The organism is Niallia sp. FSL W8-0177 (assembly GCF_038006285.1).
Taxonomy (GTDB): domain Bacteria; phylum Bacillota; class Bacilli; order Bacillales; family Cytobacillaceae; genus Niallia; species Niallia circulans_A.
Genome location: NZ_JBBOUX010000001.1, coordinates 508,147 through 532,802 on the forward strand (window position 1 = coordinate 508,147; position 24,656 = coordinate 532,802).

Below are 24,656 nucleotides of genomic sequence, written 5' to 3' on the forward strand. Positions count from 1 at the left end.
TCATTCTGTCGACAGTTTATTCAGATCATTTTTAAGAAGTCAATTTTTCCACAATCATTCGTTTTCCAGTATTTAAGGTGAATTCAAAGCGGTCTGTGCTTTTTTCATTATAAAAGAAATGATGATTAACACTACAAAGTCCTTCTTCATTATCAAAAATCATCATATTAACCCCGTTCTTTCGTTTTTCATCCTTTAAAAAAGTAAGATGATTATAACAGTATATACAATCGTATATGGAGAACTTCATCGAATTTAAAGTAGTGATAAACTGATAAAAGCTATCGTCGCTTAAGTCGTCTAATAATTCTTCTAAAGCAAACACAAGGTGTTTTCTTATGCGGATAGGATCTTCGTGCTCTAGAAAATGAATGGTACCAGAAACATTTACTTTGCCATCCTCCAGGAGAATGCCTTTTCGCCAGCGATTGAAAGAACGTATCTCAATTTCTTGGTGTAAATATTCATCCAGCATGGCTGCTTCTTCTGTTTCTTCATCAAAAAAAATCCATTGATTATTTATATATTCGACTGTACCTTTCGTAAAGGCACGTGTTTGAAATTCAATAAGTTTTGATCTATGCTGATTGTTCATTGTAAACCTCCCAAAGATTACACGCCCATAAATTCTTTTTAGACAGATAAACAAAATTTTATAACTAATCCTTCTTTTTCCTTCCTTAAAACATTGAAAACGATTAATTTCTCTTTTTTGAATGGAACATATATAAACCTGTTATGGACAAATAACCATTTTTGATTTGGTGCATAGAATACCTCATACTGATTGATTGGTATCTAATCATAAGTTCCACGAAAGAAAGGATGATAATCATGTGTGGAATAACAGGTTGGGTTGATTACAAAAAAGATTTAAGAAACGAGTCGGAAATTTTATCGGCTATGGCTGAAACATTGGCAAAAAGAGGCCCTGATGATACAAATGTTTGGACTGCATTACATGCAGGATTCGGTCATAAACGCTTAGTGGTAGTAGATCCGCTAAATGGTATTCAACCAATGACAAAAGAAAAACAAGAATTTCACTACACTATTTGCTACAATGGTGAGTTGTATAATACTGAAGACATAAGAAAAGAATTACTAATAAAAGGATATTCATTTCAAGGTCATTCTGATACAGAAGTTTTACTTACTTCCTATATGGAGTGGGGAGAAGATTGTCTGCAATACTTAAACGGAATATTTGCTTTTGCTGTTTGGGATGAGAAACGGAACTCCTTATTTATTGGAAGAGATCGTTTAGGAGTGAAACCATTATTTTACACGGAAATTAGCACTGGTTTTATTTTTGGGTCGGAATTGAAGGCATTACTAGCCCATCCAAATGTGAAAGCAGAGCTGGATAGAGAAGGGTTAGCTGAGGTGTTTGCACTTGGACCTTCTCATACACCAGGAAGTGGTATTTTCAAAGGGATTAAAGAGCTTCGGCCAGGGCATGCATTAAAATTTACTCAGGATGGACTTAAAGTATGGCGTTATTGGAATGTGAAGAGTGAAGAACATACGGATACTTTTGAGGAAACGGTCGAAAAAGTACGCTTTCTTTTTAAAGATGCTGTGAAAAGACAATTAGTATCAGATGTACCATTAAGCACGTTTCTTTCAGGTGGAGTGGATTCAAGTGCTATTACAGCAATTGCTTCCATGGAATATAAAAGAACAGGGAAAGGACCGCTTCATACGTATTCCATCGATTATGAAGGCAATGATAAGTTCTTTAAAGCAAATGAATTTCAGCCAAATTCAGATGGTGTGTATATAAAAAAAATGACAGATACATTTGGAACCATTCACCATAATTGTATCATCACCCAAGAGACATTAGCTGACTTTTTACATGAGGCAGTAACAGTCAGAGATGTGCCTGGTATGGCAGATGTAGATTCTTCCCTTTTATGGTTTTGTCGAGAAATAAAAAAAGACTTTGTCGTTAGCTTATCTGGGGAATGCGCAGATGAAATTTTTGGAGGCTATCCATGGTTTAGAAGAGAGGCCGATTTGCAAAGAGGAGGCTTTCCATGGATGAGATCGATCCAAGAACGACAAAACTTATTGAAAGATTCGTGGAGCAATAAATTGCAATTAGAAGATTATATGATGGATAAATATAATCAAACCATTGCAGAAACACCAAAGTTAGCAGGAGAAAGTAAAGAAGATGCTAAGCGTCGAGAATTGTTTTATCTCAATCAATTATGGTTTATGACTACTTTATTAGAGCGGAAAGATAGAATGAGTATGGGAGCAAGCCTAGAGGTGCGTGTACCATTTGCTGACCATCGTTTAGTTGAATATGTGTGGAATGTACCATGGGAAATGAAAAATTACATGGGAAGAGAGAAAGGATTATTACGGAAAGCGTTAGAAGGAATCCTACCAGATGAAGTGCTCTATCGCAAAAAAAGTCCATATCCTAAAACACATAATCCCATTTACACAAAAACAGTAAGTGATATGCTGAAAAGTGCTTTAGCAGATAAAAGTTCTGTTTTATATGAATTCTTTGATAAGGAAAGTCTCACCGAAATTATTGAAACAGAAGGCTCTGCATTTAAAGAACCATGGTTCGGCCAATTGATGACAGGTCCACAATTACTTGCCCATTTAGTACAAATCCATTATTGGTTTAAAGACTATCAGATTAATATTGTCGAATAAAATAGTGAATAATTAAACAATCCCTAGCTAGCAGGAATGACTCTGCTAGCTAGGGATTGTTATGTGATTTAACCTTCTTGATTAATAGAATAAATAATAAAAAGCAAGGGAAGGCAAATTGCAAAGGTATATATAGGAGATACGGAACAACCACTGCACCTTCTCGAACATGGTCATTTATTTCCATACTAATGAAAATAGAAAACATCGAAATAAGACAAATAATAGGTACAACATAGAAGCGATAGGGCTGTTTAAAAATATATTCTAATCCCTTTAAGCCGGAATAAATAAAGATAGAGCTCTTGATAACTATTCCTAATATGATAATAAAAACAGCTAGAGCATCTATTCTTTCAATAAACTCTCCAATTGAAATAAGTCTTGTCGTACTTAAAAGGGGAAATGTAGCCCTGGAGGAAGTATTAATCCCTAATGATAAAATAATAATTAATGTAGCAATGGTGAGCAAAAAACCTGATACAGCTACGGAAGCTAGAACAGATTTTTTTCTCCATTTTACATTCGTTATGAGAGGAAATATACACGTCATAACAAGCATTTCTCCATAAGGTCTACTCACTTCGATTGGAAATATAGCCTTCACTATTGGTAGTATCCCTCTTGCTAATACAGGTTGAATCTTTGTAATAGACAGATTGCCACTAGCAAATAAAAAGATAATAAGCAAGATCAGAAATACTGCTGAGTATGGAGTAAATATTTCTGTTGTCCGCCCTAAGATTTCAATTCCCAAATACAAAATATAGCCAATAATAAGCATTAAAGTAATAACGATGATTTCAATAGGAGTTAAAGGAAGGATAAAGGTAGATGTTAATTCCCCAAAATCCCTGATCGTTCTTGCGGCTAGATAAAAAAAATAAAGGGAATAGACGAGGGTAATAGGGATTGCCATAAATCTATTGAATCCAAACTCAATAATTTCAAACAAATTTTTAGAAGGTACTAGCTCATTTATATGAAGAAAAAAGGAGGACACTACTAAGCCGATAATGGTAGATAGAAGAACGGTAATCCAAGCATCCTCTTTTGCTGTAATACCAAGCACCACCACAAGCGTTGTCCCTAAGTTAAAGCCTATAATAATGGCAAATAACTGACTTAAAGATAGATTTTCTTTTAGCATGAAAAAGAATCTCCTAATTAGAAATATGGTATATGCTTAAAGTAGTATTTGCTAATTTACTAGGAATATGCAGAAGAGGAAAAGATTTTTGCGATTTTTAAAGGATTGATTGGTGAGGTTTGGAAAGAAAAAGGGCCGGAATAATATTTCCGGCCTAAGATTTACACTATTATCTATTGCACTTAAATATATTGAATAGCTCGCCTTATAAAAATCATATTTGATTATATTCTAGTCTTGCTGTTTCCTTGTTAATCTAACCAATTGGTTTTTCTTGCGTAATGGTAGATTTAGGTTGCTTTTGTAGGAGGAAAAAGAACACCCCGAACAAAACGAGTAATCCACCTAAAAGTTGTGCGAAGATTAATTGCTCATTCAATAGTAAAACAGCTAAAAGTGTGGCTCCGACTGGCTCACCGAGAATACTCATGGAAATAGTTGTTGCATTAACATAATTAAGTAACCAATTATTAATGACATGTGCAAGTGTTGGAACAATCGCAAGCAAAACAAATATACCCCATTCTCTGCCAGAATAGCCTGTTAATGCCTCACCAGCCAATAGATTATAAACGGTTAACAAACAAGCAGCGAAAAAGAAAACAGTAAACGTATAGATCCAGTGAGTCATTTTTTTGATAATATTTTGACCGATTAATAAGTAGCCGACTACAGCAATTACACTTAAGAAAGAAAGAACATCTCCTATAATAGCATTGCTGTCTAATCCAATGTCTCCCCAGCCAATCATTATCGCCCCAATAATGGCAATCCCCATAGTCATAATAGCAGTAGAGGTAGTTCTCTCCCGAAAGAAAATAAACCCGCCAAGAAGAGAAACAATAGGCTGTAAAGCCAATATAATCGTAGAGCTGGCTACCGTAGTAAACTTTAGAGAACTAAACCATAGGGCAAAATGCAATGCCAAAAAAGAGCCTGAAAAAAATAAGAATGCCCAATCTCTTTTTGTTAGTTTTTTAAAATCATTTCGATGGATGTAGACCATAGGAATCATAATAAGACAGGCAAGCCACATCCTGTACATACTTAAAATAGTGGCAGGTGCCTCCGACCATTTTACGAAAATCGCAGAAAATGAGATAGCGATAATCGATATAAGGAGTGGAATCCCAATGGATTTAGGTACTGTTTGCTGATTCACTTTGTTTCCCCCTGACAATTGTAACAATTCGATATAATAGTAAATATAGTACGTTCAAAGATAGGAAACAATCATTATTTTGCATCTTTTGGAAAAAAGAATCAGGTGATCATCTTAATCGATGTTCGCCTGATAGATTACCTTGTATGGATATATTCATAATTCATATTGAAACGAAGGATACTGCATTCATATGGTCCTAGTATTACGGCAAGATCATCTGATTCAGCAGCATACTCTTCTTCTGTTAATAAAAGAGAGATTTTTTTTCCGCGTAATGGAAAGGGGAGAAGAAATTGTGCTTCCTTGTCACTCTTATTGATAACCGTTAAAAGAATTTCCTCTTCCTCTTTTGTATAATAGGCTAAACAGGAATCAGACTGGGATAGAAAATAAAAAGTGCCATTATTGATAAGAGGGGAACTTTGTTTGTGTACTTGAATCAATCGCTTAACAAATTCTTTTAGCTCCGTATCATGTTCTTCTGTATTCCAAGGCATACATTTTCGACATCCAGGATCGCTGCCGCCACCTAAGCCGATTTCATCTCCATAATATATACAAGGGGTGCCAGGGTAGGTGAAAAGAAAGGTAAATAAAAGCCTCACTCGTTCTTTCCGGTAGCTGCATTCATGAAGAATTCGTGGTGTATCATGACTGCCGATAATATTAAATAATACATTATTGACTGTATCTGGATAGGCTTGTAAGGTTGTGGTCATTTCTTCCATAAATTGTTGAGGGGAAATCATATCATATGCAAAAAATTGTAATGCTTTTGTTAGTAATGGATAATTCATTACCGAATCAAATTGATCTCCTCTTAACCACGGTAAGGAATCATGCCAAATTTCCCCGAGAATGAAAATGTCAGGCTTTAATGATTTTACAACAGATCGGAAGGAACGCCAAAATTCATGGTCAATCTCATTGGCAACATCTAAGCGCCAGCCATCAATATCACATTCTGTAATCCAATATTTCGCTACATGAAGTAGATATTCTTTTACTTCTGGATTGGCTGTATTAAATTTAGGCATGGCTTCATAGAAACCGAATGTTTCATAATGCAGCATATCATTTTCTTTTAACGGAAATTTATGTATATGGAACCAATCTTTATAGCGTGAACGCTCTTCATTCTTTAGTACATCTTGAAAGGGCGGAAAATGATAGCCGCAATGATTGAAAACGGCATCAAGCATCACTCGAATCCCTCGATTATGACATTCTTTCACAAGGTACTTAAGCATCTCCCTATCGCCAAATTGCGGGTCTACTTCTAAATAGTTAATCGTATCGTATTTATGATTGCTTTTAGCGTGAAAAATTGGAGTAAGATAAATCCCTGTAATCCCAAGGTCTGTAAGATAGTCTAGGGAGTCCATAATACCTTGAAAGTCTCCGCCGAAGAAATTATATAAGCCAGGCTCCTCTTGTCCCCATTGTGCAGTATCAACTGGATTTAAAGAGCTATCCCCATTGCGGAAACGCTCTGGAAAAATTTGATACCAAATCGTTTGTGATACCCAAGATGGTGGAGTAAAAACGTCTTTCAGATGAAGATATGGCAAGCAAAAGTAAAAGCCAGCATCTTCTGGAATAAATGGAAAGAATCCCTTTTCGGTATAAGTTACTTGCTGTTCCGAATCTCGGAGAATAAAGCCATAGCGAACTCTTTTTTTATTTGTTATCGTACAATGCCAATAATCAAATAGAGAATCAGAACCGCTTTTTTCCATCGATAACCGCTGGGATACCCACTGATAGTCGACTATTTCGTATTGATCTCCATAGATTAATTCTATTTCAGTGACATTTGCCTTTTTTGTCCGGATCCGGATATGGAGAGTGTCTTTATTTTGTAAATAACAGTAATTATCTCCACTGCGATGGTAAATAGAGGCTAAATCAATCACTTTTCTCACACTCCCTTTGTAATCTTGCTATCTCTTTTGCCACTAGTGTTGCCAGTTTAGCTAGATTTTAAAAGGAGAGAAGCGAATTGTTTACATTAAAAAAAATCGCTCGCAAAATGCATGCGAGCGATTCTGAGTGAATTTATATAAAAAGATTAGCCGTTAACAATCGTACCGCCGTTGACATGGATAACCTGTCCAGTTACATAGGTAGAATCATTGCTAGCTAAATATACATACGCTGGGGCAAGTTCACAAGGTTGGCCAGCACGTTTAAAAGGAGTATTTCCTCCAAAAGAAGCAACTTGCTCACTATCAAAAGTAGATGGGATAAGTGGCGTCCAAATTGGCCCTGGTGCTACCCCATTGACTCGAATTCCTTGTTCCGCAAGAGAGCCTGATAAGGAACGAGTGAAAGCCGTAATAGCTCCTTTTGTTGCGGAATAATCAATTAATGTCTCATTACCTTTATACGCAGTAATAGACGTTGTATTAATAATCGCATCTCCTTTTTGTAAGTGGGGCAGAGTGGCTTTTGTTAAGTGAAACATTGAGAAAATATTGGTGCGGAAAGTTTTTTCTAATTGTTCTGACGTGATATCTAGAATGCTTGATTGTGGATGTTGCTCTGCAGCATTATTTACAAGAATATTAACCTTGCCGAATTCTGAAACGGTCTTTTTTACAACCTCTTTACAGAAGCCTTCATCACCAATGTCCCCAGCAAGCAGTAAGCACTTTACTCCTTCAGCTTCGACTAATTCTTTCGTCTTTTGGGCATCGTCATGCTCATCTAAGTATACGATAGTGATATCAGCACCTTCTTTTGCATAATAGATAGCAACAGAACGTCCGATTCCACTATCGCCTCCAGTGATGATAGCAGTTTTTCCTTTTAATTTTTCAGAGCCTTTATAAGAGGGATCGACATCTTTAGGTATAGGATTCATCTCTGTCTGAATGCCTGGCTGCTGATCTTGATGCTGTGGTGGAAATGTTTGTTGTAATTGTTCCTTATTACTATTAGTCAATTCAATCACTCCTTCTAATTCTGTACATGTTTACTTATTTTTCCCAAATTTTTTTAAATAAACATGGTAAAAATAGGGTTGAGTGATATGGAGTTGTGGAAAGGAAGGGGTAAGCATGATGAAAGTTGTTTGATTAAAGTGGCGTTCCTTTGTTTAATGAACACCATAACTATCTTGTTTGGAAAGAAAAGTGGTGTTCATCCGCCTGATGAACGCCATAAAAACCTTTTTTGAAAGAAAAGTGGTGTTCATCCGCATGATGAACACCATAAATACCTTGTTTTGAAAGAAAAGTGGCGTTCATACACATGATGAACACCATAAATATCTTGTGCTGAAAGAAAAGTGGTGTTCATACACATGATGAGCACCATAAATATCTTGTTCTGAAAGAAAAATGGCGTTCACCAGCTTGGTTTCCGCTGTTATTTTTCATTAACGATAATTGACAAACTGTACATCAATCGTAATTTTTGATTCATCTTTCACAGCAGCAATAATTTTTTGTAAATCATCACGGCTTTTAGCAGTAACCCGAATTTGATCGTCCTGTTGTTGAGTTTTCACTTTTAAGCCACTGTTTTTAATTAATGAATTAATAATTTTGGCATTATCTCGATCAATTCCCTGCACTAATTTCGCTCTTTGACGAACTGTACCGCCGGAAGCACCTTCGATTTTGCCATAATCCAAGTTTTTAATAGGAATACCACGTTTAAACATTTTGCTAATAAGAACATCTTTAAGCTGTTCTAATTTATATTCATCATCAGAAACAAGAACCAATTCTTCTTTATCCAGCGTCACATTACTCTTGCTACCTTTAAAATCATACCGATTTTGAATTTCTTTCATTGCAAGCTGGACAGCATTCGTAACCTCCGAAAAATCTACCTTGGATACAATGTCAAATGAACTTTCTTTTGCCATATTTACCTCCTGATTAATTGGAATTTAACACAAATTAAAAGCAACTCTGTAGTAAATCCAATTTCTTTTATGCTTGTATTATAGTAAAATTAAGCAGTTGTAACAACTTTAGGCATGAAGTATTCGTTAATAAGGGAATAATTAGGATAGCAGAATATAGATAAAGTTGAAATAGACAAGAATTTAAGGAGGAAACAAAATGTCGTTAAGAGATTATATGGGACGCGTAGAAATATTAACAGTTGCTAGGATTGCATCTTTTGGGTATTTTTTGACAATTGAAGAGGAAGACGAAGATGTGCTTTTACACTTCAGTGAAACTGATCAAAAATTTGAAGAGGGGGATGAAGTCCGCGTTTTTATATATAGTGATTCACAGGGAAGAGCTTGCTCAAGTACCTTTATTCCGTCCATTGCAGTAGGTAAATACGATTGGGTGAAAGTAACAGACCGCAAAGAAGAAATTGGCTGTTTCTTTGATATAGGGCTAAAAAAGGACATGCTATTAGGGGAAGATGATTTACCAGTACATGAAGAGGTATGGCCAGAAGTGGGCGATATGCTTTATATAACATTAAAGGTAAATAAGAATAACTATTTATATGTAAAACCAGCAACGGATCCTATTATTGAAGAAATGGCAGCAAAAGCAACAAGAGAAGATTTTAATAAAAATATTCATGGGTATATTTATCGAACAGCAAAAGTAGGAAGCTGGATTTATACAGCAGAAGGCTTTAAAGGATTTATTCATGAATCTGAGCGAGGCAAGGAACCAAGATTAGGGGAAAAAGTAAATGGGCGTATCATTGATGTTAAGCTAGATGGAACTGTAAATGTTTCATTATTGCCGAGAAAAGAAGAAGCGCTTGATAAAGATTCCCAACTAATCTTAGACTATTTAATAACTCGTAAAGGCGCAATGCCTTATGGGGATAAGAGTATGCCTGAGGACATTAAGGAACGTTTTAATTTAAGTAAAGGTTCGTTCAAACGAGCGCTTGGGAGACTAATGAAAGAAAATAAAGTGTACCAAGAAGAAGGCTGGACGTATTTAAAGGAAGATAATCAAAATAATTAAAATGTAGGCGGATATAAGGGGATTTCAAAGTGGTTATAGCTTTGGAATGCCTTTTTTATTTAGAAAGATCTAGGAATTCAGGAGGTGCTCGCCTCAGAGCCCGTTTCGGCAGTAGAGAACGATAAAAGGGAAGAGAGAAGCAATCTCAGAGCCCGTTTTGGGAAAGAGAAAGCTAAAAGGGAACAGAGAACTCGCCTCAGAGCCCGTTTTGGGAAAAGAGAAAGCTAAAAGGGAACAGAGAACTCGCCTCAGAGCCCGTTTTGGGAAAAGAGAAAGCTAAAAGGGAACAGAGAACTCGCCTCAGAGCCCGTTTTGGGAAAAGAGAAAGCTAAAAGGGAACAGAGAACTCGCCTCAGAGCCTGTTTGGTAAAAGAAAAGCTAAAACGGGAACAGAGAATCCACCTCAGATCCCTTTTCCGCAAAACGGAATAGAGGATGATTTAGATAACTTTCCATCAGCTAGAGGTAGTGCCAAAACTGAACTGAAATCTTTCAATCAAAAAGAACTGCCTATAATCTGGCAGCTCTTTTTCTTATTCATCTAGCAACCATTTTCTTACAAATGATCTGTCTTTTTACTGTATTGATGTTTGCCTTTTTTGCGGTTTTTTTCACGCATCATGTTCTTTTCATGACGCAATGCATTATTGTCTTTTGCTTTTTTATCATTATCAGAAGTATGTGGCATAAAAAAATACTCCTTTCAACGTCAGCTTTTGTTCAGTTAGAACATTGTTAGTATGAGTGAAAGAAGTAAATTTTATACTTTTTACCGTGCTTATTCAGGTAGCTTATTTAAGAAGAAAATAGCGATTGTTCCAGCACCAGTGTGCGAGCCTACGGAGGCACCGATAGAGGAAATGAATACTTCTTTTGGCTGGAATTTTTCCATAATCATTTCTTTTACTTCCACAGCTGTTGCTTCATCATCTGCGTGGCTGATCGCGAACACTTGTTGATCCAGCTTATCTCCTCGTTCTGCTATTAGGTCAATCATTCTGCGCAGGAGTTTCTTTTTGCCGCGAATTTTTTCAAGAGGAACTAATTTCCCGTCTTCAACATGTAATAAAGGTTTTATATTGAGTAATCCGCCAAGGAATGCAGAGGCCTTCGAAACACGTCCGCCTTTTGCTAAATATTCTAGATCTTCGACAGTAAATAAGTGCTCCATATGCTCGCATAAGAATTGGAGTCGTGGTATAATTTCACTTACGTCTTTACCTTGATCGCGGAGTTTCACTGCTTCTTGAACCACTAAACCAGCACCTAATGATGCACATTTGCTATCAATGATGGTTAAAGCAAAGTCGGGATATTCCTCCTTTACTTGCTCTGAAATCATTACTGCTGTTTGGTATGTTCCAGATAATTGCGAAGAAAAAGCAATATAAATACCTTTTTCATTATTTTGAGCTAATGTTGTAAAAACATCTTTAAATAAAGCTGGCGAAACTTGTGATGTTTTTGGAACTTGTCCACTGCGTATAGCATTATAAACAGTAGCTGGTTCAATCGTTTTTAAATCCTCGTATTCTTTACCGTCTAAGTTAACCTTTAGCGGTAATAGTGTAACCTCGTTCTTCTCATAATAGGATAGAGGTAAATCACTCGCACTATCTGCTAGGATTTTAAAAGTCATATTCATTCCACTTCTTTCTTTTTTTTATAAAAACATATGGTTATTGGAGTACGGTTATGATAAATAACGATAATCTCTTTGAAAATGCCTTGTTTTTTGAAAACAAGGCATACTTATTTGTAGTTTATAAAACTTTTAGAGAAAAAACAAATGAATAGTTAAAGTGAAAATAGTAAAAATTACTATATATCGTATTGGAGGACACTTATGTATTGGTTATTAACAAAAAAATTAATCGTTGTTATCTTTGGAGCGCTATTAAATGCGATTGCTATGAATTTTTTCTTGATACCTGCTGATGTATATGCCAGCGGTTTTGCAGGAGTGGCTCAGCTTATATCCAAAATTACGCCTATTTCTACAGGGCTTTTACTATTTATCCTGAATGTTCCAATTGCAATAGTTGGTTGGATTAAAGTCGGAAAATCATTTACCTTCTTTAGTTTTTTAAGTGTTGCTTTTATGTCTTTATTTATGGAAATCATTCCGGAAACAAGCTATTCCCATGATATATTGTTAAATGCTGTATTTGGCGGTGTCATTGCGGCTGTGGGGGTTGGATTAACGTTAAAGTGGGGTGCATCAACAGGAGGCATGGACATTATCGCTATGATTCTGTCCCGTGTACAGGATAAGCCTGTCGGTACTTATTTCTTTATTCTAAATGGAGCTATTATTATCACAGCAGGTGCTATGTTCGGATGGGAAAAAGCGTTATATACGCTCGTTAATCTATATGCAGCAACGAAAGTGATTGATACGATACATACAGCCCATCAAAAATTAACGGTAATGATTATTACGAAGAAAACAGCTGAGCTAAAAGTAGCAATCCATGAAAAATTAGTAAGAGGAATTACGATTTTGCCAGCAAGAGGAGCATTTTCCAATGAGCCAAAGGAAATGCTAATGATTGTCGTGACTCGTTATGAGCTATTTGATATCGAACGAATCATTAAAGAAGTGGATCCCCAAGCATTTACAAATGTTGTGCAAACAACAGCCGTACTAGGTTTCTTTAGAAAAGCTTAAAGGAGGAACGATATTGAAAAAAACGACTGTCGTATTCTTATGCATGTTAATTAGCAGCTTCCTGCCGTTTCTTACCATAACAGCAGCAGCTAACTCAGGAAAAGAGCAAGTCAAGATAGAAGATGTAACTGTTAGTGGTACAAGAGGGAATTATCTTGTGGAAGGAAAAGCAACTACGACAGGCACCATTTTTTATTCTGTCGAAGATGGTCACAATGAATTCATCGCAAACCAGAAATTACAAGTTAGTAATAACCAATTCTCACTGCAAATTCATATAGAGGAAAAAGATTTACCGACGAATGGAACAATCATTATATTTTTTTCTGAAGAGGGAAGAGATCCCTATTCCGTAGTGCTAGAAACATTTTCGTAATTGATATAAAAAAGCGAATTGCTACTCCGGAGTAAACTTTCGGTAATGAAAAAGCAGCCCCTAAAAGGCCGTTCTCCCAAGCATTTGTTTTTCTATCGCTTATGGAGGGTTCCTTCTTGGACTGCTTTTTTATTAGTGTGTCTGAATTTGCTCTAGCTCTTTTTGTAATGCAGCTAATTGGTGTTGTTCGGCTGATGTGGTATTTGCGTAAGCAGAGCTTATGGCATTTTTTGCTTTATCCACTAAGCCATCATTACCATTTCCATATTTAGCTGCCTCAACTGCTTGTCTGGCTTCTTGAAAAAGTCTATTTCCCATTTATTCTAATCCTCCATGAGACTGTCTTTCATTTGACATTTTATAGCTCTCAGCTTCAGCATATGTCATATGATAAGGGATACGTTCGGAATGCTTGGATACGGAATCTACTCCTTGTTGTACGAAGCGTTTCGATTTATTTCGTTTTCCCATTGATGATCCCTCCGAGTGTTAGAGTATAATTGGAAAGACAGAAAGAAGCATTGATTTTCCCGGAAACAGTAGTGACTGTTTCGCTTATAGTATGGACGATATTTTAGTCTTTAAAGACGGTAATGATAACCAGCTTTAGCGAACACGAAGATTTAAAGCTTCGTTTAAATATACAGCAATTCCGTCTTCTTCATTGGATAAAGTAACATCCTTAGCAAGGGTCTTTAGTTCATCAATCGCATTTCCCATAGCAACACCTTTACCGGCATACTCAATCATTTCAAAATCATTGTCTTCATCGCCGAATGCGATAATATTTCTTTGTGGGATTTGGTAGTAATCAGAAACTTTTTGTAAGCCAATCGCTTTATTTATTCCTAATTTAACAATTTCGATTACATGAAATGGATCTGCCCAGCGGCGATGTTCAATTAGATCGGCGTGAACTTCAGATAAATGCTTGCGAATGGCTGCAACATGTTCTTCCTCCGCATGAATAAGGATAGAAGTAGGTGCTGCTTCTAAAAATTCTAATAAATTTCCGACAGTTACTTTTGGATTTCCTAATGAAAAAATATCAATCAATTTCTCATCGTGATAATGATAATAAACCTCATCCATTACTTCCGCAATAATATTGTGAAATGAGTAATCATTGCAGGCGGCGACAATATCCCTTGCTGTTTGTATATCAAGGGGAGAATGATAAAAGCCCCAATCGGTATCCTTTGGATGATGAATAAAAGCTCCATTAAAGTTAACGATAGGAGTATGTAAATTTAATTCATGATAAATCGCTTCACTTGCGCGGAAGGGTCTTCCTGTTGCAATCATTACTTCATGACCATCCTCCATTGCTTTTTGGATGACTTTTTTGGTAAGAGGAGAAATAGTTTTATCGTCTTTTAATAACGTTCCGTCAAGGTCTAAGGCAATTAGATGTTTTTCTGTCATAATGTCTCCTTTAGTGTCAATATAGTAATTTTTATTCTAGCTTTAAGGGGCGTAATTTTCGAAAAAAAAGCCACTTCATGTTACACTTACTTATACATATAAAATATTATTACACTTTATTCGTTAATTCTACTTTCACTTATGTTAAGTTATGTAAAATCAATGATAGAGATAAATCCCTTTCTATTCTTTGCCGTTTTTTCGCTTATGGCATGATTAGGGGGAAATAACAGTCCTTAAAGTCCGATTGGTTTCCCTAATCATCAAAGAGGAAGTTATCCTTTATTTTACATGAATCATTTATTTTTTTCCAAAAAGGAGGGCTGAACGATGATTTTGGTTGAAAAATTACATATAGAGGAAATACCTGTACTGCATATTGTAAAAAAAGACCACTATGATCAAAAACGACCATATATTCAATTTACCCATGGCTTCACTAGTGCAAAGGAACACAATCTTCATTTCGCTTATCATTTAGCAGAGAAGGGGTTTCGTGTTGTATTGCCTGATTGTTTGTATCATGGAGAGCGAGACCAAGGATTATCAGCGATGGAATTAAACATGCATTTCTGGAATATCGTGATGAAAACGATTGAGGAAATAGAAGTGATAAAAGATTATTTCAGCGAAAAAGAGCTAATCGATGAACAATATATTGGGATTGTAGGAACAAGTATGGGGGGAATCGTTACATTAGGTGCATTAAGAAAGTATCCTTGGATTAATACGGCAGTAAGCTTGATGGGAATGCCATATTATGAGAAATTTGCCCATTATACCATTTCGGAAGTAAAGAAGAGGGGCTACGAGCTTCCATTAAGTGATTATGAAATTGAAGATTTAATTAAACAGTTAGAGGAATTGGACCTAAGTAAGGCACCAGAAATGTTACAAAAACGTCCTCTTATGTTCTGGCATGGTAAAAAAGATGAAGTTGTTCCTTATGCTTATTCCCACCAATTTTATGAGCATATAAAACCTTTATATAAAGATGCGCCAGATCGCCTAAAATACCTTTCTGAAGATAATACTGGCCATAAGGTAAGCAGAAGAGCCATGCTGAAAACGGTGGAATGGTTTGAGAAACATTTAGCAGAAGGATTAGTAAAAGCGTGATTCAAATCCTTTTTTTAAATCATAATTATTTGTTATAGTGTAACTATAAAGATAAAGCTTCCTTTTTAGAAGATAGATAAATACGTTTTACCATAAATAAAAATAAGGGGTGCCTTTGAATGAATGAAGAATTAAAAGACAGTATAATGGGTGCACTAGAGCTTGTTATCGATCCGGAGCTTGGAATTGATATTGTAAACTTAGGATTAGTTTATGACTTAGAACTGAATGATGAGGGATTATTGGTTGTAACCATGACGCTAACTGCAATGGGATGTCCGCTCGCAGGCGTTATTGTGGATCAAGTAAAAGCAGCTTTAACAGATATTCCAGAAGTTAAAGATACAGAAGTAAATATCGTTTGGTCGCCAGCTTGGACAAAAGATAGAATGTCCAGATATGCAAAAATTGCCTTAGGCGTACGATAAACCGTGAGTGAGGAAGAAGGGAAACCTTCTTTTTTTCTTTGTTTTTAATATACTGTATATTATGAAAAATGGTATGATAAAAAGATAAATGTGAAACTTTGGTGAATGTATAGGGAAAGGGAGTAAGCATGATATGAAGGATCTTTTAAATCGCCCATTGAGAGATTTGCGCATTAGTGTGATTGATCGTTGCAATTTAAGGTGTCAATACTGCATGCCGAAAGAAATTTTTGGTCCAGATTATCCCTTTCTTCCTCCAAGTGAATTATTAACTTATGATGAGATAGAAAGAATAGCTAGGATATTTGTAAAATTGGGAGTCGAGAAGATTAGGTTAACTGGTGGAGAACCATTGTTACGCAAGGACTTGCCAGTGCTAATTGCCAGACTTATTCAACTAGAAGGTCTAGAGGATATTGCATTGACTACAAATGGAATTTTTCTTCCTAAATATGCCCGTGATTTAAAGCAGGCTGGTCTTAAGCGAGTAAATATTAGTTTAGATAGTATAAATGATGAATTATTTGGTCAGATGAATGGACGCAATGTAGGGGTAGCTCCCGTAAAAAAAGGAATAGAGGCAGCGCAAAATGCTGGCTTAAGTATAAAAATAAACATGGTAATCAAAAAAGGAATGAACGATTCCGAAATAATTCCAATGGCAACCTATTGTAAAGAAAATGAGCTAGAACTTCGGTTTATTGAATATATGGATGTTGGCAGTACTAACGGATGGAAAATGAAGGATGTTATTACCAAAAAAGAAATATATGCGAAATTACAAGAGTCTTTTGAATTGGAGCCTGTAGAGGCTGATTATTTTGGGGAAGTAGCTAAAAAGTATAAATATAAGGATGCAAGTGTGCTGGTCGGCTTCATTACCTCCGTTTCCGAATCGTTTTGCTCTAGCTGTACAAGAGCGCGGCTCTCTGCAAATGGCCAACTATATACCTGTCTTTTTAATGGGAATGGCCATAATATTCGTGATTTTCTTAGAGAAGGAGCAGATGATCCAGCTTTAGAAGGCTTTATAAAAAACATTTGGGAACAAAGAAGGGATCGTTATTCCGATGAAAGAACGGAAGAAACAGTAAAACAGCGAAAAAAAGTCGAAATGTCTTATATAGGCGGATAAAATGTCGCAAATTAAATGACAAAATCAACAGAAGAGATTTGGAGGAATGGTGGAAGGATATACATCATTCTTTTTGGTTCATGGAAATAAGGAGTGAAAGTCGATGACAGTGGAAAATAGAGTTCCTATCCTAATAGAAGAGGCAATAAGCAGAGTGATGGAACACAAGAGAGAAGGAGAAAAGGAATATGTTTCAATCTATCATTGTAATGGCCGTTATTTAAGTGAAGATATAAAAGCAATACATGATGTGCCTAAATTTAATCGTTCCAGCTATGATGGATTTGCAATACGAGCAAAAGATACAAATGGAGCATCATGTGAAATGCCTGTTGAGTTTGAAATAATTGATGAAATTGGTGCTGGGCAAGTTTCGACCAAAAAAATAGGTGAGTACCAAGCAATCAGGATTATGACAGGAGCCATGTTACCACGTGATGCCGATGCAGTAGTTATGCTTGAGAAGACGGTAGAGCGGAAAAAAAATGGCCAAACATATATAAAAATAGATCATATGTTACGTAAAGGAGAAAATATCTCTTTTCAAGGAGAGGATGTAAAAAAGGGGGAAGTCTTATTAAAAAAAGGAACTAAAATCAATCCAGGAGTAGTGGCGGTTTTAGCAACATTTGGTATAGAACAAGTTCCAGTTGCCAAAAAACCAACTATAGGTTTATTTGCAACTGGAACGGAATTATTGGAAGTGCATGAGGAACTGGAGGAAGGAAAAATAAGGAACAGCAATGCCTATATGATACTAGCACAAATTGAACGAGCAGGAGCGGTTCCTCGCTATTTCGGCAAGTTGCCAGATGTCATGGAAACAAGTTTTGAAGCTATTCGCCAAAAAATAGATTCGGTTGATATGTTGATAACAACAGGTGGTGTTTCAGTTGGCGATTATGATTTATTGCCAGAAATTTACCGTAAGCTTGGAGCAGAAGTTCTTTTTAATAAAATTGCGATGAGGCCTGGCAGTGTCACTACGGTAGCGAATTTAAATGGAAAATTATTATTTGGACTTTCAGGGAACCCATCTGCTTGCTATGTTGGTTTTGAGTTATTTACAAATCCGATCATAAAAAGCCTTTTATTTATAGAAAACCCGCGCTTACCTATTGTGGACGCGGTATTAAAAGAGAATTTCCCAGATGCCAATTCCTTTACTCGACTTATTAGAAGTAAGGTATCTATTGTAAATGGAAAGATAGAAACTCGGACTAGCGGTATGGACAAATCAAATATTGTTAGTAGTTTGGCATCTGCCAATGGGCTTACAATTTTGCCAGGAGGGGAATCTGGATACAAATGTGGGGATATAGTAAAGGTAATACTGTTGGAAGAGGTTCAGAATCAATTATTATTGTAGATCGGAAAAAGAAGAGCATTTTCATCTAAGAGACTGCTCTTCTTTTTAATTTTTTTAAGGGATCATCCAAGAAAGTACATTGTGTTGCAGGAAAGTAATGAGACATACTATTAATAGTAGGAATACACTATGTTTTAAGGTAAAGCGTAGTAGCTCGGATTCTTTACCAGCAAGACCAACAGCTGCACAAGCTACAGCGATAGATTGTGGAGATATCATTTTTCCAGTAACTCCTCCACTTGAGTTAGCTGCAATAGCAAGGACAGGATCCATACCAACAGACATTGAAGTTACTTTTTGCAGATTTCCAAACATTAAATTGGCAGATGTGTCAGATCCAGTAATAAATACACCAAGCCACCCCAATACGGGAGAAAAAAATGGAAATAAAGCTCCTGTCTTAGCTAAGGTCATTCCAAGTGTTGTCGACATACCAGAGGCATTTGTTACATAGGCAAAACCGACTACAGATGAAATGGTTAAAATTGGAAATTTCAACTCATGAAGGGTCTCCTTTGCTGTTGCATACACATCTTTCCAAGAAAGGCGGGCAATATATTTTGTTACAATACAAGAAAATAAAATGGCAGTTCCGGCAGCTCCTAACACTTCTAATTTGAAAATAGCTGCAACTGCTTCACCAGTGCCATTAATAATTTTATTGTTAAGTAATGGAACTTCTGGCAGAAAAGTCAATCGTTCCCCCAACCCATTAATACCTTTTAAAATAAAATTTGTCCCTTCATAATGGCCAGTTAGTGCATTTTTTATAACAGGTATCCCCCAAAGGGAAATGAAAGCAGTTAATACTAAAAAAGGAGACCATGCATGAAAAATCTGACCAGGAGAGTATGTAGGATCTGGAGCTTTTTTTATCTCAGCTGAAGCGGCTGTTTCTAATTCAACTTTAAATCGGAAAATTGTTTTTGGTTTCCAGAACTTTAGTAAAATAACTAATGCAAATAAGGAAACTAACGCAGATAAAATATCAGGCAATTCAGGTCCGAGGAAGTTAGAAGATAAATATTGTGTAAGTGCAAATGATATACCTGATACTAAAATAGCAGGAAGTACTTCCCATACACGTTTAAAACCCGCCATAATAATGACAAGATAAAATGGAATGAATACGGAAATAAAAGGCAATTGTCGACCAACCATTTTTGATATTTCAAAAGCCGGAATACCAGTTGGTCCCTCAACAGCAGTAATTGGGATACCTATCGCTCCGAATGCAACAGGTGCCGTGTTAGCTAATAAACAGATGCCTGCAGCATATAATGGATTAAAGCCTAATCCAGCTAAAAGAGCAGCAGAAATAGCAACAGGTGCTCCAAAGCCAGCAGCGCCTTCTAAAAATGCCCCAAATGAGAAAGCTACAAGCAATGCTTGAAGTCTACGATCCTCTGTAATAGACAAAATAAAATTTCGTATGATAGAAAATTGTCCGCTTTTCACTGTTAATTTATATAAAAGCACTGACGTGACAATAATCCAGCCAATAGGTAATAAGCCATAAACAATGCCTTGGCTCGCAGACATAATACTCATTCCAACAGGCATATTGAAAGCGGTTACGGAAAGGAGTAAAGCAAGAAGCAGGGTTGTAATTCCAGCCATATGTCCCTTCATGCGTTTGATGGCAAGTGCCCAAAAAAAATATAAGATTGGAATTACGGCAGCTATCGCGGATAATGCTAAATTGTCGCCAACAGCAGTGAAGTCTTGAGTAAACGTCATTATTTCAGCCCCCTTAATTTTTTACTTACGATTTCTTTCTAATGAATGTTTGATCTAAATTATCAGATGAAGTAATCGTTATCATAAATAAATTGTAAAATATTAGGTCATCTGATGACTCGATGAACCTATTATAAAATGAGAGTTTTTAAAAAACAACATAAAATTGACAATATTATGTCTTTTTTTATGCAAAATGTAACTTTTAGCAGTATAATAACAATAAAAAGGATGAACGCGTTGGAGGTAGAACGATGGAATTTAAGCAGATCCGTCCAAAAAAAATTTATGAAGAAATTGCAGAAGCCTTGCATGAAGGAATTCGCTCAGGAGCTTTAAAGCCTGGAGAAAAGTTGGCATCTGTACAGCAGCTTGCCGAAAACTTCCAAGTAAGCCGTTCAGCCGTAAGGGAAGCACTTTCCGCATTAAAAGCTAAAGGGTTAATTGAAATGAAGCAAGGGGAAGGTACTTATGTGAAAAGGTTTGAAGCCGATCAAATTTCTTTTTCTTTTCCTACAGCAATTTTGATGAAGGAAAAAGATCTAAATCACCTCCTTGAAGTAAGAAGGATTATGGAGGTAGGTGCTGCAGCTGCAGCAGCGAATAAACGTACAAACGAAGATTTGCAAAAAATGAAACAGGCGCTAGAAGAAATGAAACAGGCAAATGGAGTAGAAGAATTAGGTGAAAAGTCAGATTTAAACTTCCATTTAGGCGTAGCAGCAGCTTCACAAAATCCTTTTCTGGTAAATTTATTGCTCAACGTTTCTGATATAATGCAGGAAGCAATGAAAGAAACAAGACGTTTATGGCTGTTTTCTAAACAAACAACAACGGAACGACTTTATGAGGAACATCTTACTATTTATGAGTCTATTTTAGAAAAAAACGCGGAAAAAGCGAGTGAGGCGATGCTTTATCATTTACAAAAGGTAGAAGCAGTGCTTCAAAAGTATTTTGCTGAAAAAGAACAGAAGGTATGATCCGCTATTGCAAAATTGATATTTGCATTTTTTATTCTTGCAAATTTTAGCGACAAAGTCTATATTAATGAAAGCGCTTCATGGAAATATTTATTTAAAATTACTGTAATGAGGATGGAACATAAAATATATAGGACTTGGTATAAACCGCTGTTTATTTAGACATACATAATCTCAAATGTCTCACTAATCCCAGCTGAGTATGCTTGTGTTCTGGTTGTTCCAACCTTCCAACTAATTCATTTTTCTAAAATCTACTAATTTTTAGGAAGTAGTCTAAATAAGCAAAATCAAATAGGGGGGAAGTATGTAACTCTTTTTATCTATTTATCGTGAGCCAGTCTTATTGTAAACAAGTCATCTGATGACCTGTTCATAGGAATATAAACATCAAATGGGTAGTACATTTATTCTTAAAAAGGGGGATATTTAGGATGAAAGTGACATTATTTGCTACATGTCTAGTTGATATGTTTCAAAGTGATGTGGGAAAAGCAACGGTGGAATTATTAGAAAGACTAGGATGTGAAATCGATTTTCCTGCGACACAAATATGCTGTGGCCAGCCATCTTATAATAGTGGGTATGTAAAGGAAACAAAGGAAGTGATGAAAACAATGATGAAATCCTTCCAAGATGCAGAATATATTGTCTGCCCTTCTGGTTCTTGTGCCTATATGTTCCATGAGTATCAGCATATTTTTAAAGGGGATCCAGTATGGGAGCCCATTGCAAAAGAACTTGCTGCTAAAACATTTGAACTAACACAGTTTATTGTTGATGTTTTAAAAGTGGAAGATGTGGGAGCAACTTTCAATGGGAAGGTCACCTATCATACATCCTGCCATATGACGAGATTACTAGGGGTAAAAGAGGCTCCTATTAAGCTATTAAAAAATGTAAAAGGAGTAGAGTATACTGAATTACCATTAAAAGAGAATTGCTGTGGTTTTGGAGGAACTTTTTCTGTGAAAATGGGGCAAATATCTGAGCAGATGGTGGACGAAAAGGTAGCTTGTGTAGAATCAACAAATGCCGAGTATGTAGTTAGTGCAGATGCAGGCTGCTTAATGAATATTGGGGGAAGAATTACTCGCAAGGGTAAACCAATTAAAGCTTTACATATAGCAGAAATTTTAAATAGTCGAGCCTAACAGGGGGATGAAAAGCTATGTCGATGAAAACAAGTTCACAAAAATTTAAAGATAGGGTGTCTACAGAACTAGGAAATGACTTTATGCGTGGAGCTGTCTCCAAAGCACAGCAAACGATTCAAACGAGAAAAAACAATGTGACAGAGGCAATGGGAAACTGGGAGGATTGGCGTTCGCACGGGGAAGAAATTCGCCAGCATGTTTTAGAAAATTTAGATTATTATTTATATGAATTAAGCGAACAGGTGGCAAAACGTGGCGGTCATGTCTATTTTGCTAAAACGGCAGAAGAGGCAAGTGCCTATATTGAACAAGTGGCAAGAGATAAAAACGTGAAAAAAGTAGTAAAAGCAAAGTCTATGGTAACGGAGGAAATCTCGTTAAATCAAAAGTTAGAAGAGGCAGGCTGTGAAGTAATTGAAACAGATTTAGGAGAATATATTCTGCAAGTAGATGACCATGATCCTCCATCTCATATTGTGGTTCCGGCCTTGCATAAAAATAAAGAACAAATCCGGGATGTATTCACAAAAAAATTAAACTATACAAATACTGAAAAGCCAGAAGAATTAGCATGGCATGCAAGACAAGTGCTTCGAAAACAATATTTAACGGCAGATATGGGAATTACAGGCTGCAATTTTGCTGTAGCAGAAACAGGCTCGATTACACTCGTAACAAATGAAGGTAACGCTGATTTAGTTGCAGCACTTCCGAAAACACAAGTTGTCGTAATGGGAATGGAGCGCATTGTTCCCACGTTTAATGAAATGGAAGTATTAGTGGGGATGTTGACAAGAAGTGCCGTTGGCCAAAAGCTTACAAGTTATGTAACAACATTAACGGGTCCAAAAGAAGCTGGGGATGTGGACGGACCAGAGGACTTTCATCTAGTGATTGTAGATAATGGTCGTTCAGATATTTTAGGTGGAGAGTTTCAATCTGTTCTCCAATGTATTCGCTGTGCAGCATGTGTAAATGTTTGCCCTGTATATAGACAGGTTGGTGGACATTCCTATGGCTCTATTTACTCTGGACCAATTGGAGCAGTACTTTCTCCACTATTAGGTGGATATGAAGAATATAAAGAGCTTCCCTATGCTTCTACTCTTTGTGCTGCATGTACAGATGAATGCCCAGTTAAAATCCCGCTTCATGAGCTGCTGCATAAGCATCGACAAGTAATAGTCGAAAAGGAAGGGAAAGCCCCAATCTCTGAAAAAATGATATTCAAAGCATTTGGCATCGGTGCTTCTTCGCCAAAGCTGTATAATATAGGCTCGAAAATCGCACCAGCTATGACGAAACCATTAGTAAAAGGAGACAAGATTACAAAAGGGATCGGAATGTTAAAAGAATGGACAGATATTCGTGATCTTCCTGCCCCAAATAAAGAGAGATTTCGTGATTGGTTCAAGAATCGAGAGAAGGAGGAGGAAAAATAATGACAGGAACAATCCATAACAGAGATGCTTTTCTTGAAACCATTGCATCGAGATTGGGCAGACAAAGAAAAATAAAACTTGAAAAGCCAAAATGGAATTATTGCCCACAAGAAGAAGTGCTTAAAGATGCGTCAAAGGATGAGTTAGTTGAAGTATTAAAATCCCAATGTACACTTATTCATACTGATTTAGTCATTACTTCACAAAAGGAATTGAACCATACACTTCATCATTTAATAAAAGAATTTGGTGGCGGGAAGATTGTTACTTGGAAAGATCCACGTTATCAGCAATATGGATTAGAACCACTATTAAAAGAGAAACTGCCTGATGAGAATATCGATGTCTTTGAATGGGATGCCTCCTTAGGAAAAGAAAATATTTCTAAAGCAGAACAAGCGAATATAGGGATTACCATAAGTGAACTTACGTTAGCGGAATCAGGTACTGTTGTTGTGTATAGTGGAAAAGATCGTGGCAGAACAGTTAGTTTTTTACCTATAAATAGTATTGTAATCGTTCCAAAAAGTACAATTGTGCCAAGAATGACGCAAGCAGCAAAAGTTTTACGGGAAAAAGTACAAAACGGAGAAGTACTCCCATCTTGTATTAATTATATCACGGGGCCAAGTAACTCAGCAGATATTGAAATGGATTTAGTAGTTGGTGTTCACGGACCTGTAAAAGCTGCCTATATTGTGGTAGAAGATCTATAGATAAGCATTTTGTGAAAATTTCTGACACCACGAGATAAAACCCTCATATGATGATGTTGTTAAATGAATTTCTATTGACGGAAATTTTAGGAAGAGAATGAGAGATTGATATTTGATTAGATTGTTTTTATAAATTTTGC

The 24,656-nt window shown here is 36.3% G+C and carries 25 protein-coding genes; 12 read left to right on the forward strand and 13 right to left on the reverse strand.

Translation table 11 applies throughout. The features are described from left to right. Nucleotides 1–31: 31 nt before the first annotated feature. Nucleotides 32–595 (reverse strand): DUF2777 domain-containing protein, encoded by a 564-nt coding sequence (locus NST77_RS02485; RefSeq protein WP_095330058.1) that lies wholly within the window; start codon nt 593–595, stop codon nt 32–34. A gap of 239 nt (nt 596–834) precedes the next feature. Here NST77_RS02485 and asnB point away from each other — a divergent pair, with 239 nt between their 5' ends. After that, nucleotides 835–2,682 (forward strand): asparagine synthase (glutamine-hydrolyzing), encoded by a 1,848-nt coding sequence (asnB, locus tag NST77_RS02490; protein ID WP_163187648.1) that lies wholly within the window; start codon nt 835–837, stop codon nt 2,680–2,682. Between the two features lie 49 nt (nt 2,683–2,731). Here asnB and NST77_RS02495 read toward each other — a convergent pair whose 3' ends face one another. The 6 genes from NST77_RS02495 to NST77_RS02520 form a co-directional block, all read right to left on the reverse strand. Beyond that, entirely contained in the window at nt 2,732–3,832 is a 1,101-nt protein-coding gene (locus tag NST77_RS02495) for a GerAB/ArcD/ProY family transporter (RefSeq protein ID WP_171509440.1), read from the reverse strand. A gap of 256 nt (nt 3,833–4,088) precedes the next feature. After that, the gene (locus tag NST77_RS02500; RefSeq protein WP_123259789.1) at nt 4,089–4,994 is read right to left on the reverse strand and encodes a DMT family transporter; all 906 of its coding nucleotides are present in this window, start codon (nt 4,992–4,994) and stop codon (nt 4,089–4,091) included. 137 nt (nt 4,995–5,131) lie between these two features. Then, a complete protein-coding gene (locus NST77_RS02505; protein ID WP_341123726.1) occupies nt 5,132–6,910 on the reverse strand; it encodes an alpha-glycosidase in 1,779 nt (592 codons plus the stop codon). A gap of 158 nt (nt 6,911–7,068) precedes the next feature. Next, entirely contained in the window at nt 7,069–7,944 is an 876-nt protein-coding gene (locus NST77_RS02510) for an SDR family oxidoreductase (RefSeq protein ID WP_047943119.1), read from the reverse strand. 169 nt (nt 7,945–8,113) lie between these two features. After that, a complete protein-coding gene (locus NST77_RS02515; protein WP_341122709.1) occupies nt 8,114–8,248 on the reverse strand; it encodes a hypothetical protein in 135 nt (44 codons plus the stop codon). Between the two features lie 131 nt (nt 8,249–8,379). Beyond that, nucleotides 8,380–8,874 carry a YajQ family cyclic di-GMP-binding protein gene (locus NST77_RS02520; RefSeq protein ID WP_095258820.1) on the reverse strand — a complete coding sequence of 165 codons (495 nt, stop codon included), beginning with the start codon at nt 8,872–8,874 and terminating at the stop codon, nt 8,380–8,382. A gap of 199 nt (nt 8,875–9,073) precedes the next feature. Here NST77_RS02520 and NST77_RS02525 point away from each other — a divergent pair, with 199 nt between their 5' ends. Beyond that, a complete protein-coding gene (locus NST77_RS02525) occupies nt 9,074–9,955 on the forward strand; it encodes a CvfB family protein (protein WP_341122710.1) in 882 nt (293 codons plus the stop codon). Between the two features lie 556 nt (nt 9,956–10,511). Here NST77_RS02525 and NST77_RS02530 read toward each other — a convergent pair. After that, entirely contained in the window at nt 10,512–10,643 is a 132-nt protein-coding gene (locus NST77_RS02530; protein WP_082138337.1) for a DUF3941 domain-containing protein, read from the reverse strand. 90 nt (nt 10,644–10,733) lie between these two features. Further along, nucleotides 10,734–11,594 carry a DegV family protein gene (locus NST77_RS02535; RefSeq protein WP_095330044.1) on the reverse strand — a complete coding sequence of 287 codons (861 nt, stop codon included), beginning with the start codon at nt 11,592–11,594 and terminating at the stop codon, nt 10,734–10,736. Nucleotides 11,595–11,801: 207 nt separating this feature from the next. Here NST77_RS02535 and NST77_RS02540 point away from each other — a divergent pair, with 207 nt between their 5' ends. Together NST77_RS02540 and NST77_RS02545 are read left to right on the forward strand one after the other, a co-directional pair. Then, nucleotides 11,802–12,626: a YitT family protein gene (locus NST77_RS02540; RefSeq protein ID WP_095330043.1), complete on the forward strand. Its 825-nt coding sequence runs from the start codon at nt 11,802–11,804 to the stop codon at nt 12,624–12,626. A gap of 13 nt (nt 12,627–12,639) precedes the next feature. After that, a complete protein-coding gene (locus NST77_RS02545; protein ID WP_095330042.1) occupies nt 12,640–13,002 on the forward strand; it encodes a hypothetical protein in 363 nt (120 codons plus the stop codon). Nucleotides 13,003–13,134: 132 nt separating this feature from the next. Here NST77_RS02545 and NST77_RS02550 read toward each other — a convergent pair whose 3' ends face one another. The 3 genes from NST77_RS02550 to NST77_RS02560 form a co-directional block, all read right to left on the reverse strand. Beyond that, nucleotides 13,135–13,320 carry a DUF3813 domain-containing protein gene (locus NST77_RS02550; protein WP_095258823.1) on the reverse strand — a complete coding sequence of 62 codons (186 nt, stop codon included), beginning with the start codon at nt 13,318–13,320 and terminating at the stop codon, nt 13,135–13,137. After that, the gene (locus tag NST77_RS02555; protein ID WP_162837581.1) at nt 13,321–13,473 is read right to left on the reverse strand and encodes a hypothetical protein; all 153 of its coding nucleotides are present in this window, start codon (nt 13,471–13,473) and stop codon (nt 13,321–13,323) included. It abuts the gene before it with no gap. Between the two features lie 135 nt (nt 13,474–13,608). After that, nucleotides 13,609–14,427 carry a Cof-type HAD-IIB family hydrolase gene (locus NST77_RS02560; RefSeq protein ID WP_095330041.1) on the reverse strand — a complete coding sequence of 273 codons (819 nt, stop codon included), beginning with the start codon at nt 14,425–14,427 and terminating at the stop codon, nt 13,609–13,611. A gap of 330 nt (nt 14,428–14,757) precedes the next feature. Here NST77_RS02560 and NST77_RS02565 point away from each other — a divergent pair, with 330 nt between their 5' ends. From NST77_RS02565 to NST77_RS02580, 4 genes are all read left to right on the forward strand, one after another. Further along, nucleotides 14,758–15,546: an alpha/beta fold hydrolase gene (locus NST77_RS02565; RefSeq protein ID WP_095330040.1), complete on the forward strand. Its 789-nt coding sequence runs from the start codon at nt 14,758–14,760 to the stop codon at nt 15,544–15,546. 119 nt (nt 15,547–15,665) lie between these two features. Beyond that, nucleotides 15,666–15,974 carry a metal-sulfur cluster assembly factor gene (locus tag NST77_RS02570; protein ID WP_095330039.1) on the forward strand — a complete coding sequence of 103 codons (309 nt, stop codon included), beginning with the start codon at nt 15,666–15,668 and terminating at the stop codon, nt 15,972–15,974. 133 nt (nt 15,975–16,107) lie between these two features. After that, on the forward strand, nt 16,108–17,109 hold the full coding sequence (moaA, locus tag NST77_RS02575) for a GTP 3',8-cyclase MoaA (RefSeq protein WP_095330038.1): 1,002 nt from the start codon (nt 16,108–16,110) through the stop codon (nt 17,107–17,109). 103 nt (nt 17,110–17,212) lie between these two features. Then, on the forward strand, nt 17,213–18,478 hold the full coding sequence (locus NST77_RS02580) for a molybdopterin molybdotransferase MoeA (protein ID WP_171509442.1): 1,266 nt from the start codon (nt 17,213–17,215) through the stop codon (nt 18,476–18,478). 54 nt (nt 18,479–18,532) lie between these two features. Here the strand turns inward: NST77_RS02580 and NST77_RS02585 are convergent, their stop codons facing one another. After that, nucleotides 18,533–20,218 carry an L-lactate permease gene (locus tag NST77_RS02585; protein WP_341122711.1) on the reverse strand — a complete coding sequence of 562 codons (1,686 nt, stop codon included), beginning with the start codon at nt 20,216–20,218 and terminating at the stop codon, nt 18,533–18,535. A gap of 254 nt (nt 20,219–20,472) precedes the next feature. Here NST77_RS02585 and NST77_RS02590 point away from each other — a divergent pair, with 254 nt between their 5' ends. The 4 genes from NST77_RS02590 (at nt 20,473) to NST77_RS02605 (ending at nt 24,516) form a co-directional block, all read left to right on the forward strand. Beyond that, nucleotides 20,473–21,201 (forward strand): FadR/GntR family transcriptional regulator, encoded by a 729-nt coding sequence (locus NST77_RS02590; protein ID WP_341122712.1) that lies wholly within the window; start codon nt 20,473–20,475, stop codon nt 21,199–21,201. A gap of 434 nt (nt 21,202–21,635) precedes the next feature. Then, the gene (locus tag NST77_RS02595) at nt 21,636–22,355 is read left to right on the forward strand and encodes a (Fe-S)-binding protein (protein WP_123257239.1); all 720 of its coding nucleotides are present in this window, start codon (nt 21,636–21,638) and stop codon (nt 22,353–22,355) included. Between the two features lie 17 nt (nt 22,356–22,372). Continuing rightward, nucleotides 22,373–23,800, forward strand: a complete 1,428-nt coding sequence (locus NST77_RS02600; RefSeq protein ID WP_341122713.1) for a LutB/LldF family L-lactate oxidation iron-sulfur protein — start codon at nt 22,373–22,375, stop codon at nt 23,798–23,800. Further along, a complete protein-coding gene (locus tag NST77_RS02605) occupies nt 23,800–24,516 on the forward strand; it encodes a LutC/YkgG family protein (RefSeq protein ID WP_095330032.1) in 717 nt (238 codons plus the stop codon). The genes NST77_RS02600 and NST77_RS02605 overlap by 1 nt, the downstream gene beginning before the upstream one ends. The last annotated feature ends 140 nt before the right edge of the window (nt 24,517–24,656 follow it).